The sequence below is a fragment of the Mucilaginibacter sabulilitoris genome, from assembly GCF_034262375.1.
Lineage (GTDB): Bacteria > Bacteroidota > Bacteroidia > Sphingobacteriales > Sphingobacteriaceae > Mucilaginibacter > Mucilaginibacter sabulilitoris.
Map to the genome: position 1 here is coordinate 6,050,686 of NZ_CP139558.1, position 12,284 is coordinate 6,062,969.

The 12,284-nt window shown below is 44.2% G+C and carries 8 protein-coding genes; 4 read left to right on the forward strand and 4 right to left on the reverse strand.

The annotated features are described in order from the left end of the window. The first annotated feature begins 24 nt into the window (after window positions 1-24). The 4 genes from SNE25_RS25770 to SNE25_RS25785 all read left to right on the forward strand — a co-directional run bounded on the left by SNE25_RS25770 (window position 25) and on the right by SNE25_RS25785 (window position 7,361). Window positions 25-981, forward strand: coding sequence for a FecR family protein (locus tag SNE25_RS25770; protein ID WP_321561897.1), 957 nt, complete (start codon window positions 25-27; stop codon window positions 979-981). 116 nt (window positions 982-1,097) lie between these two features. Continuing rightward, the gene (locus SNE25_RS25775) at window positions 1,098-4,664 is read left to right on the forward strand and encodes a SusC/RagA family TonB-linked outer membrane protein (protein ID WP_321561898.1); all 3,567 of its coding nucleotides are present in this window, start codon (window positions 1,098-1,100) and stop codon (window positions 4,662-4,664) included. A gap of 38 nt (window positions 4,665-4,702) precedes the next feature. Continuing rightward, complete coding sequence (locus tag SNE25_RS25780; RefSeq protein WP_321561899.1) at window positions 4,703-6,496, forward strand: RagB/SusD family nutrient uptake outer membrane protein; 1,794 nt, start codon at window positions 4,703-4,705, stop codon at window positions 6,494-6,496. Window positions 6,497-6,521: 25 nt separating this feature from the next. After that, window positions 6,522-7,361, forward strand: coding sequence for an endonuclease/exonuclease/phosphatase family protein (locus SNE25_RS25785; protein ID WP_321561900.1), 840 nt, complete (start codon window positions 6,522-6,524; stop codon window positions 7,359-7,361). Window positions 7,362-7,464: 103 nt separating this feature from the next. Here the strand turns inward: SNE25_RS25785 and soxC are convergent, their stop codons facing one another. Genes soxC through SNE25_RS25805 form a run of 4 tightly spaced genes read right to left on the reverse strand, consistent with a single transcriptional unit; the run spans window position 7,465 to window position 12,271 of the window. Then, the gene (gene soxC / locus SNE25_RS25790; RefSeq protein WP_321561901.1) at window positions 7,465-8,727 is read right to left on the reverse strand and encodes a sulfite dehydrogenase; all 1,263 of its coding nucleotides are present in this window, start codon (window positions 8,725-8,727) and stop codon (window positions 7,465-7,467) included. Window position 8,728: 1 nt separating this feature from the next. After that, complete coding sequence (locus SNE25_RS25795) at window positions 8,729-9,346, reverse strand: c-type cytochrome (protein ID WP_321561902.1); 618 nt, start codon at window positions 9,344-9,346, stop codon at window positions 8,729-8,731. Between the two features lie 12 nt (window positions 9,347-9,358). Beyond that, window positions 9,359-10,612, reverse strand: coding sequence for a YeiH family protein (locus SNE25_RS25800; RefSeq protein WP_321561903.1), 1,254 nt, complete (start codon window positions 10,610-10,612; stop codon window positions 9,359-9,361). A gap of 42 nt (window positions 10,613-10,654) precedes the next feature. Beyond that, window positions 10,655-12,271: a hypothetical protein gene (locus SNE25_RS25805; RefSeq protein WP_321561904.1), complete on the reverse strand. Its 1,617-nt coding sequence runs from the start codon at window positions 12,269-12,271 to the stop codon at window positions 10,655-10,657. Window positions 12,272-12,284: the final 13 nt, after the last annotated feature.

A 12,284-nucleotide genomic window follows, 5' to 3' on the forward strand; every position in this document is an offset into this window, starting at 1 on the left:
ACATAAGGTTAAATAGCACAAATAGTGGAACCTTCTGAGCTCAAACAACTGATTGACCGTTACCTTAATAATACAGCAACCGAAGCTGAGCGCAGGATAGTTGATGCCTGGTATGAATCTTTTGACGATGCAGAGAAAGAGCTGTTCCTGTCATCAGAAAAAGAACAGCAGCTAAAACAGGAAATTTATGACCAGGTAAAAGGCAACTGGTACCATCCGGCGGGCCTTGTAAAAACACTACCCTTTTTAAAATACGCAGCAGCAACGGTTTTGTTTATCTCCGCATGGTGGGGGCTTTATAAACATATACCAAAAGCCAGCCGTCAAAAACCGAACAACTATTTAACTATAAATACCGGAACCAGGGAAGTTAAGAAAGTTGACCTGCCCGATGGATCAGAAGTATGGCTAAACGCCAACAGCCATATCCGCATCAGCGACGATTTCCAGAACCTGAAACAAAGGAATGTTTATCTGGATGAAGGTGAGGCCTTTTTTAAAGTAAAGAGAAATGTAAACCGCCCATTTATTGTATTTACCAAATCGGTAAGAACACAGGTTTTAGGAACATCCTTTAATATAAATTCTTATGCTGAACTGCACAAAGCAGTGGTAACCGTAGCTACCGGGCGGGTACAGGTAAGTACACATGCTAATGTGTTGGGAATAATTACCCCGGGCCTTCAAATTAACTATTCTATTAATAAAGACAGTTACCAGATCAATAAATCCGACGCTTCTCAGGCGCATTCCTGGACCCAAGGGCAATCTGTTTTAAACCAGGCAACATTCCCGGAGCTTGCATTAACCGTAAGGAATATTTACGGGGTACAGCTCATTAGTAAAAATAAAGCAACCGCTAAATACAAATACAACATACACATCAACACATCCCATTCACTTGATGAAACCATGAAAATTATATGCTCGGTTCATCAAAACACTTACAGGAGGAAAAAGAATGAAATAATGATTTATTAAACATAAAAAGCCGGTCTGAAGCAGATCCGGCCCTTAGCAATAGCTGTATCAAGATGGAGTCCTTATCAGCTGTTGACCTTAGTTACCATTTTACATTTCACCAAGTATTCAAACATATGAAAAAAAAATTACGTCGCTTGAATAAAGCCATGCGTATCTGTATTATTACGTGCAGCATTATTATTGCCGGTTTGGGCAGCTTAATAGCCGCGCCGGTAAATGCCGGGGTATTTGAAACGCGTATTAGTGTTTCATTTAAAAATGAAAGCATCAACAACGCCATCAAAAAAATAGAACGGGAAAGTAAAGTTGAGTTTGCTTATGATGCAGACTATCTGGGTTTGCAAACACTAAAAGTTAAAGAAGAGAATTTTAATAACGAACGCCTAGATGTTGTTTTAAAAACTTTATTACAAAACACCGAAGTAACTTTTAAGGAAGAAATAAAAGGTACTATCACCCTTTATAAAAAAACAACGGCGCCTAAAGCCGATAACGGAAAAATCTCGGGCAGGGTAGTTGATGAAAAAGGCCAGCCTTTACCCGGAGCTACTATAAGATTAAACGAGATTAATAAAGCTATACAGGCTACCACCGACGGTTCATTTACCCTGAATGCTGCTCCCGGCACTTATACCTTAATTATCAGCTTCATTTCTTATCAAACATACCGTGTACCCGCGGTAAAAATTGTGGCAAATGAAACAAACGCTTTAGGCAATATTACCTTAGTTGCCGAATCTGGCAGTTTGAACGAAGTTGTGGTGGTTGGCTACGGCACACAAAGAAAGGAAAACCTTACCGGCGCAGTTGATCAAATTACAGCCAAAGCATTTGAAAACCGTTCGCTGCCAAATCTTACCCAGGGTTTGCAGGGGGTTATACCCAACCTTAACCTAACACCCCTTGATGGTAAGCCTATACAATCGCCCAGTTATAACGTACGGGGAACAACTTCTGTTGGCCAGGGCGGTAATGCGCTGGTATTGATTGATGGTGTTGAGGGCGATCCAAGCCGTATCAACCCAAGTGATGTGGCCAGTGTATCTGTGTTGAAAGACGCGTCATCATCTGCAATATATGGTGCAAGGGCTGCTTTTGGTGTTATACTCATTACAACCAAAAGCCCGGCTAAAGAAAAAACAAGCATCACTTACTCTTTTAACCAGTCTATTAAAAGTCCTACCACGGTACCAAATTTGGTAACAAACGGTTATATTTTTGCCAAAATGTTTAACGAGGCCTGGACAGCGGCTAACAACTATTCGCAAACTCCGCAAAATATCAATAAAACAGTAAAGTTCTCGCCCGAGTATTTGGAAGAGTTAAAGCGCCGCGACGCAGACCCAAGCCTGCCTAAGGTGGAGGTTAACGGAGCCGGAGAATACGTTTACTATGCCAATACCGATTGGTACAAGGAGTTGTATAAAGACCATAACAGCTCAAGGGAACATAACCTGGCTATTTCGGGCAACAGCGGCAAATCTGATTTCTTACTGACAGGAAGGTATTTTGCGCAGGATGGTCTTTTCCGTTATAATACTGATGATTACAGCGTTTACAATGTACGCGCAAAGGGTTCATTACAGGTATTTCCGTGGTTGCGTATTTATAACAACGCCGATTATTCAAATGTAAAGTACCACAACCCCCTGAATGTTGGCGAGGGCGGCGGTATATGGAGAAACCTTGCCGACGAAGGCCATACCGTAGCGCCTATGTTTAACCCTGATGGTACCTTAACCTATTCGGCCGCTTATACCGTGGGCGACTTTGTTTATGGTAAAAACGGTATCAATTTCGATAACCGGGTGTTCCGTAATACCGCGGGTTTCGCCAGTTCGTTTTTTGACGATGTATTCCGGGTTAAAGGTGATTTCACTTTCCAGAACACCGATAACAACCAGGACCGCAGGCGTGTACCCGTTCCATACAGTCGTAAACCGGGGGTAATTGAATATGTGGGTACAAACACCAATGACCTGGAGAATATGAGCCAGCGTACGCAATACATTGCTACCAACATTTACGGCGAGTACGAACCTAAATGGAGCAAAAACCATTATTTTAAAGCATTGGCAGGTTTTAACTTTGAGCAATCAACATATAAAAAGTTGGACCTTGTACGTAACGGGCTTATTTTTCCTGATGCTACAGACATTAACCTGGCGCTTGGCCAATCTATTACCACCAGCGGCGGCTGGGACAGATGGGACGTTATGGGCGGCTTTTATCGTTTGAATTACGCCTATAAAGATCGTTACCTGGTCGAAGCAGATGGTCGTTATGATGGTTCGTCAAAGTTCCCGTCAAATCAGCGCTATGCTTTCTTCCCCTCAGTATCGGCAGGATGGCGTGTTACCAATGAGCCGTTCTGGACAATGTCAAAAGATATCATATCCAACTTAAAGATCAGGGGTTCTTACGGGTCATTGGGTAATGGCAGCATCAATTCTTATGCATTTCAGGAGCGATTCGCCATTAAGCAATCAGGCAGGGTATTAAACGGCGTTCGTCCGCAAACCACCAGTCAGCCCGGCGTATTACCTGATGGTTTAACCTGGGAAACATCAACCGTGGAGAATATAGGTTTAGATATGGGTTTATTATCCGACCGTTTAACCATTACAGGTGATGCTTATATCCGCAAAACTAAAGACATGTTTACCGTTGGTAATACCTTACCTGCAGTGTTTGGTACAGATGTACCTAAAGGTAACTATGCCGATATGAAAACTAAGGGATGGGAAATAACCATAGCCTGGCGCGATAAGTTTGACGTTGGTGCTAAACCGTTCAACTATGGCTTTAGGGCAACTTTAGCCGATTATACGTCTGAAATAACAAAATATAACAATCCAGCCAAGAACCTTGGCGACCCAAGTAAAAGTTTGACGGATCAGATATATTATGTAGGTGAAAAGGTGGGAGAAATTTGGGGATTTGAAACAGCAGGCTATTTTACTTCTGCCGAAGATATTGCCAACTCACCAAAACAAACCTTGATAAAAGCATCAGGCGCCAGCCAACTGTTACCGGGTGATATTAAGTTTAAAGACCTGAATGGTGATGGGGTTATTGATTACGGCGATCAGACCGTAAATAAACCGGGCGACCGTAAAATTATTGGTAATACCACCCCAAGATACACTTTTGGTTTTGGCATGGATGCTGATTGGAACAGTTTCTTCTTCTCCGCCTTCTTCCAGGGTGTTGGCAAACGCGACTGGTACCCGGGCCCTGAGGCTGATTATTTCTGGGGACAATATAACCGCCCATACAATAAGGTACCGGTATCACAACTGGATAAGATCTGGTCAGAAACCAATCCTAATGCTTATTTCCCAAGATACCGTGGGTATTCTGCTCAAAACGGATCAAACGAGTTAACACAGGTGCAAACCAAATATCTGCAAAACGCTGCTTACGTAAGGCTTAAGAATATACAGTTAGGTTATCACCTGCCTTTAAGCCTCATCAGGAAGATCAAATTGGGCGATGCGAGGGTGTTTGTTTCGGGTGAGAACCTATGGACATGGTCGCCATTATACAAGATCAGCAAAGACCTTGACCCGGAAAGCATCAATGGATCCGACAGGGTATTAACCGATGGTACCAATGGTAATGGCAACAACTATCCGGTATTAAAAAGCATAACCTTGGGTATATCAGCAACTTTTTAATAACCCAATAATAATTTGAACATTTTAAATCATTAAATATGTTTATTCAAAGCATAAAATCAATCAAAACTTATCTGCTGATCTGCCTGCTGGGCTGCATCGTAATAAGTTGCAAAAAACTCGACCAGGTTCCGCAGGATACTGCTACCGGCAGCGCCGTTTTCAGTAATATTAATGGCCTGGATTTGTATACTAATTCATTTTACAATATTTTACCAGATGCCAACACGGTTCTCCGCGGTGATGCAATGGCCGACTACTCGGCAAGAACTTCCCTGCCCGATTTTTTAAGACCGGGTGTTTTTGATGCAAGACAAAGTTCAGGATGGAGCTGGACCGACTTGCGTAACATCAATTTCTTTATTCAAAACTGCAATAACCCTGCTGTAGCACTTGCCCAACGTCAGAATTATATTGGCATTGCACGTTTTTTCAGGGCCTGGTTTTATTTTGAAAAAATAAAACGCTTTGGTGATGTACCATGGATCAACAAACCAATGCCTGTTGATGACGCCTCTTTATTCAACGGCCGCGATTCAAGAACATTGGTTATTGACTCTGTTATAGCCGATTTGGATTATGCTACGCAGCATATCACCACTACAGACAATACCCGCAGCCTCATCACCAAATATGTGGCTTATGCTTTTAAGTCAAGAGTGTGTTTGTTTGAAGGTACATTCAGAAAATATCATGATGAATACAAGCTGCAGGGCACAGCCAACGCCTTACTTACCCAGGCTGCTGATGCTGCCCAAAAGGTGATGACCGAAGGCGGTTTTACCCTCAACACAGCCGGGGGACTTGATAAAGCATACAGGCAACTGTTTACCACCCAGGCGCCGGTAGCCTCAGAAATCATCCTGGCTTCGGTAGTTGATCCTGCCCTGGCGGTATTTAATGATGCCAACTGGTACTGGACAAGCGCTACCTATGGCGACAGGGTAAGTTTAACCCGTACTTTTGTAAATACTTATCTGAATATTGACGGCACTTCGTTTACCGGTAAAGCCGGCTATCAAACCATTCCGTTTAACGAGGAAGTAAAAGGCAGAGATATGCGCCTGCAGCAAACCATCAGAATGGGGAGTTACAAGCGTATCAATGGTGGCACACCAGAAGCTGCCCCTCCTGTATTTTCTTATACCTATACCGGTTATCAGCCTATAAAATGGACGCTTGATGATGTATCTTTAGATGGCGGCACCAAAAATACTAACTCGATGTCACTCATCAGGTATGCTGAAATTTTGCTAAATTACGCCGAAGCCAAGGCCGAACTGGGAACACTTTCTGATGCCGACTGGAACCAAACCGTTGGCGCTATACGCAGAAGGGCGGGCATTACAGGTAATACAACAAATAAACCGGTCACTATTGATCCTTACCTGCAAGCTAACTACTTCCCGGCTATCTCTGATCCTTCATTGTTGGAGATCAGGAGGGAAAGAGGTATTGAACTGGTGTTTGAAGGTTTCAGGTTCAGCGATCTTATCCGCTGGAAACGCGGCCCGTTGATGGACCAGGTTTGGAACGGCTTTTATGTTCCGGCGCTTGATGTGCCAATGGACCTGAATGACGACGGCGTGCTGGATGTATGCTTTTACAAAGTACTACCTGCTACCCAGGTAAAAGGCGTAACTTACGTTAATGTTGCCGAAACCTTAAGTGGCGGCACACCAAACCCTCAAAGGCTAACTAATAATACGTTTGGCGAGTTAACCTGGTTAACCACCGTGCCAAAAAAATGGGACGATAAATATTATTTATATCCTATTCCGGAAACAGACAGGCTGTTAAACCCTAAATTGGGCCAAAACCCGGGATGGTAATTTAGTTAACATCAATTAGATGAAGATGAAAACAAAATCAATTATACTTTTAGCGCTGGGCGTAATGCTTTCGTTTTATACGAGCGCACAAACCCTTATTGTTGGCACTTATAATTTAAGGTACGCTAACCCACGCGATACCGGGAACATGTGGGTTGACCGCGCCCCTATTGTAGCTTCACTGATCCGTTTCCACGACTTTGATATTTTTGGCACGCAGGAAGGGCTCCTTAACCAATTACAGGACATCAACACTGCTTTGCCTCAGTATGAGCGTTACGGCTTGGGCCGCGATGATGGCAAGGACGCCGGTGAGCACTCTGCTATCTTCTTTAAAAAGGATAGGTTTACCCTACTCAAAAAGGGCGATTTCTGGCTGTCTCAAACACCCGAAAAACCGTCATTGGGATGGGATGCTACCTGTTGCAACCGTATATGCTCATGGGTATACCTGCAGGACAAGCAATCTAAAAAGAAGTTCTATTTCTTTAATGTGCACTACGACCATCAGGGCGTAGTAGCACGCGAAGAAAGCAGCAAACTGATTTTAGAGCGCATAAAAACTATTGCCGGTAGTGAGCCCGTAATATTAACCGGCGACTTTAATGGTTCGCACAGCAGCAGCTGGTACCAAAGGGTGGCAAATTCAGGAGTAATGATAGATACTTACAGCAGGGTTGCTAATCCGTACGCTAACAATGCCTCATTCAACGGGTTCAGAAGATCGGTTCCCGGTAACGAGATTATTGACCATATTTTTACTACCAAAAGCTTTTCTGTAAAACGCTGGGGCATTTTAACAGACAGTTATCACGGCAAATTCCCGTCAGACCATTTCCCGGTGATGACCGAGGTTAGCCTGTAATATAAGTTTGCGGTAATTAAAGCTGCCCGCCTTTCCTGATTAAACATTTTGTTTTCAGGTAGAAGGCGGGCAGCTTTCTTTATAAAGTTTTTTGATCAGCTTGTTACTTCCAGCTTTCTGGTTTAAATAAAACCTTGCCGTCGCGTTTTATTTGCCAGGCGGTTATAGGGTTCATATGATAGCCACTCATTTCAGTACCGCGGGCATCAAGCAATTGCCGTAGGGTTGGCTGAGTATAATTGGTTTCGTCAATGGCGCGGCTCATGATCTCGGTTTCGTCGCCTGTCCATTGCCACAGATGCCTGAAATAGGTATGCGCCTTATCCAGTACGGGCTCCTGTAAGCGTGTGGTGTTCCAGGTTTTACCGGCATCTGTACTTACCTCCACCCGTATTACCTTTCCCCTGCCCGACCATGCTATACCCCTGATCTCCACCCAGCCCCTCTCCAATTGGTTAGGGTAGGCCGGATAAGTGATAATCGACCGGGCATCCATCTCAAAACTGAACTGCCTTATCCTATCCTTTACCGGATAAGTATATTTTGATGTTTCCTCGCGGGTCATGAACGACTCGTCTGATAATTCAATTCTTCTGATCCATTTGATACAGGTATTGCCTTCCCAGCCCGGTAAAAGCAAGCGGGCGGGATAACCCTGTTCAGGGCGGATAGCTTCGCCATTTTGAGCGTAAACGATCATGGCATCATCAAAGCCTTTTTTTACCGGTATGCTACGGGTCATGACGGCGGCGTCTGATCCCTCCGCCAAAAACCAGGTAGCCTTGGGCTCAACGCCCACTTCCCTGAACAGGGTGGAGAGCATTACACCAGTCCACTCGCTTTGGCTGGTTAAACCGCATATTTCCTGTGGTGTCATGGTTTCTTTTCCCGAACGAAAATTGCCCGAACATTCTAAAAAGCAGGTACGGGTTACCGACGGAAACCTTTTCAGATCGTGCAGTTTAAATACCATGGGTTTGCCCACCATACCGTGTATCAGCAATTCGTATTTATCAGGATCAATAACAGGTACACCGGCATGGTGCCGTTCATAATGCAGATCGGATGGTGTTAGCGAACTATACAGATCCTGCAGCGGTGTCCGCGATGAGGTATCAGACTTAATACGTACCGGATGCTCAAATGCCGACCGCTTACCTACCGCACCCGGCCCCGGCCCTATTCGTTTGGTAGGGTCATCAAGTTTCAAAACCGGCTGCTGCGCGGCTACTTGTATCCATTTACCTAATGACGATTGCATGGCAACTATGGCTGTGGTAGCGGCCCCTCCCAGCAAAAACCTGCGGCTTATTTTTTTATTGATAAGCGTTTTTTCCGCTTCTTTATCCGGTTCCGTCTTTTCCATATCATCTTACTTCGGGGCCGCCTTTACGGTCGTCGGTTATAAATAATTTTTGAGCGGGCATTGCTATTTTGGGTAAGGTTTGGGCATTCAGCACCTCATCTGCTTTAATAATTTTATTGGCGTTCAGCAGGTAGGCTGTTACACTGTACACTTCATTATCGGTTAATGAGCCGGGCAAGTTATAAGGCATAGAGCGGCGTATATAATCAAATACGGTACTTGCATAGGGCCAATAATTACCTATGGCTTTGGTTTTTGACGCACTATCGCTCACCAAAACGGGTGCAGGTAATTTTACTCCCGGTGCAACCTTTTCAGCAGAGCCATGGCAGGCTATGCACTTTGTTAAATAAATAGCTTTTCCCTGTATTACCGTACCCGAACCTGTAGGTAATCCAAGCCCGTCGGGCCGTACATCAATATCAAGGGCGGCAATTTGCTGCGGGGTGGCCTCCCGGCCAAAACCAAATGAGGCCGGCCATTGTGCAGTATCAGCATTAAATGCAGGAGCCGGTTTCCCTGCTCCTGCATTATAGCTGTAAGCGCCAAGCACTAAAATCAGCAATGAGCCTGTTATAATGGCCGTATATTTATTACCGATGTTAAATGGCTTTGGCATTTGTTAAGGTTATCAGAATAAAATAAATGCAATTACCAGCGTAATAAAAATATTAAAGGTTTGCGCAATCAGGAATGCGTATAACGGCTTTTTGCTGTTCTGGCCAAACAACTCTTTAAAGTTGGTTTCTAAACCAATACTGGTAAAAGCCAGCGCGAACCACAGGCCTTGCAGGTTCTTTAAACTATCTTTGATATGGGCGCCTGTTTCGGGCGAAATAACAAAGGAGAACAATAACGATGCACCAATAAAACCCAGTACAAACTTGGGGAAGCGCTCCCATATCACCTTCAGTGTAGGTTTTTTATCAGGATCGCTGCCGGCAGGGTGCTTGGTGTAGGTCCAATAAATAGAGATCACAAAAGCGGCCAATCCTAAAAGTACGTTTTGCGAGAACTTAACAATGGTACTTATTTTCAGGGCTATATCGCCAACCAGCGAGCCCGAAGCAACAACCGCTCCCGTGGTATCGATACTGCCGCCAAGCCAGGCGCCGGTTACTTCTTGCGAAAACTTAAAGTAATGCGCGATCATCGGCATAAATATCATCATGGGTACTGCAGTGATCAGGACCATAGATATAACGTAGGACAGCTTTTTAGAATCGCCTTTGATGGCACCCGCAGTAGCTATGGCCGCCGATACCCCGCAGATAGATACCGCGCTCGATATCATCATGGCTATTTCATCGTCTACCTTGAGCTTTTTACAAACCCAATAGGCAAAATACCATACGGACGTAACAACCAGTAAAGCCTGGATCAAACCTAAGGAACCGGCCTTTAATATATCAGAAAAAATAACACTGGTACCCAGCAGTACCAAACCTATTTTAACGTATAACTCGGTTGATAATGCCGCTTTAAACCAATCGGGCAGCTTAAAGAAATTGCCGATCACAAGGCCTATTGCCAAACTGAATATCACTGCTTCGAGACCGTAATATTTTACCTGTTTGTTACCTGCAATTACGAGCGCGATAATAGTTAACACATAAACCGCAGGAAACATTATTGCAAAGCTTTTAATGGGCTTGCCCATAATTAAAGCCCCAAGCGCGGCTATAACAAAAACAAACAAAAACTGAATACCGATAAGCGCCAGGTTGCCGGCATTAAAAACATTGGCAAAAAGCTGGTCGGTACTGCTCCAGCTAAACACCGGGACAGAAAGTATTATACCGCCGATACTTAACAGGATAATCAGCGATCCGAGAATAACAACAGCCCAGTCTTCGTGTAAGGTTAATTTTTTAGAGGATGACATAATTTATATATAAGATGATTTGGTGGCTAATCAATTGGCGGCTTAGTACTTGCCTGCCTGCAATTTACTATCTTTTAAAGCATATTGCCTGTTCACTTTATCAAGAACCACGTAAATGGAGTCCTTGCGCTCATTAATACCCTTTAAAACAATATGATTGCCATCGGTAGTGCTGTAGCTCAGTATCATGCGGTTGCGTTTACGTTTATCTTTCAGTTCTTCGGGGATACCTTTTTCGCGGCGGGTTGAAAGGGCTATCGGGTCAATAGCGGTGTATTCGTCCTGGATGTTGGCGCGCGCCTCTTTTGGTATCCAGTCTTTTTTATCGCCTTTGCCCTTTTTGTTTTTGGCTGACTCTTCACCGCTTTTGCCTTTACCCCGGTTTCTGCGGGCTGATGCGGCGTATTTGTCCTGCAGATAAAGCACATGGTTCACCGTATCGGCCTGGTAGTAAAATACGCGTTGGCCGCCGCCCACGCCGGTTAACTCAAAGGTGCGGTTGATATCACGCATGGGTGAACCGCCACCATTCGATAAATCGAGCGGTACGGGCCGGTTTACCTTAAATGTCAGGGTAGTCCAGTTTTCAAATGTCACCTCGCTCCATCTAACAGAATCAAGCGGCGAATAAGGTATTTCCTGGTTATTGATCTTAAAGGTGGTTACATTATAATTCCCCCTCAGTTCCTTTACCCCTTTTGCAGCAGGTTGTTTGTATGGATCATACCTGAAGTTGATATACTGTATATAAAACAACACCACCAGGAATATCCAGATGGTGGCCACCTTTAAAACTATCCGGGTGTACTTTAACCATTTTTGCAAGATGACCGGATAAAAGTTGTTTGATACCGTATAGCGTTCCAGTATGAGCAGGTTATATAGTTTTGGCACATCATAAATCATTAAAAATGCCGCGAACAGTACAAAATAGGAAGCATAAACGTGTACACCACCATCGTAAGAAAAGTTTACGTAAGTAATATCGCCCAGTGCGCCAAATAACAGGATTGCACCCAGTAAGGTGGTTTTTCTGAAAAACAGCAATGCACCGGCAAGCACCTCCACAACACCTGCAAATACCTGGTACCAGGGTACAATGCCTATAGACAGCCAGTAGATTTTCTGAGCCGTCAAATCGCCAAAATTAGTATTTAATAAGCCCAGTGATGGATACGGCAACTGCACCGGTAACAGCTTGGTAAACCCGAAACCAATAATACCGATACCTGCACGATAGCGCACAATTACTCTTAACCAGTAGTAAAGCGTTTGGTAATTTTTAGTTTTACCACGATCAATGGCTGTCCATATTAAGCCTCCTATTATGCCTATAGCCAATACGGCTAACCAATCTGCATAGCCCATTAAATTATAGGCCGGGTTTTGAAAACGTACCAGCGATGGCTGAAAACGGGCAATATCGTACAAGTCGCGGTAATGCAGGTGAAACCAGTTGATACCAAACAGGTTCTTATACCACTCGCCTGTCATAGGGATGCTCATCCCTACAAAAAACACGAATGCGATGCGGAACAAAACCTTTTGATAGGGTTTCCATATTTTCACCGGCTGCTCATTTGCAACCGGTGCAGCAGCCTGATCCCGGCCGGACGCCTGCTGTAATTTTATAACTTCAGAATGAGTTTCTGCTGACATGATAAATTCTTTT

Coding starts and splice junctions, on each gene's coding strand:
- SNE25_RS25795 (WP_321561902.1), bottom strand. CDS start 9,346: ATGCCAAAGCCATTTAACATCGGTAATAAATATACGGCCATTATAACA.
- SNE25_RS25780 (WP_321561899.1), top strand. CDS start 4,703: ATGTTTATTCAAAGCATAAAATCAATCAAAACTTATCTGCTGATCTGC.
- SNE25_RS25775 (WP_321561898.1), top strand. CDS start 1,098: ATGAAAAAAAAATTACGTCGCTTGAATAAAGCCATGCGTATCTGTATT.
- soxC (WP_321561901.1), bottom strand. CDS start 8,727: ATGGAAAAGACGGAACCGGATAAAGAAGCGGAAAAAACGCTTATCAAT.
- SNE25_RS25785 (WP_321561900.1), top strand. CDS start 6,522: ATGAAAACAAAATCAATTATACTTTTAGCGCTGGGCGTAATGCTTTCG.
- SNE25_RS25800 (WP_321561903.1), bottom strand. CDS start 10,612: ATGTCATCCTCTAAAAAATTAACCTTACACGAAGACTGGGCTGTTGTT.
- SNE25_RS25805 (WP_321561904.1), bottom strand. CDS start 12,271: ATGTCAGCAGAAACTCATTCTGAAGTTATAAAATTACAGCAGGCGTCC.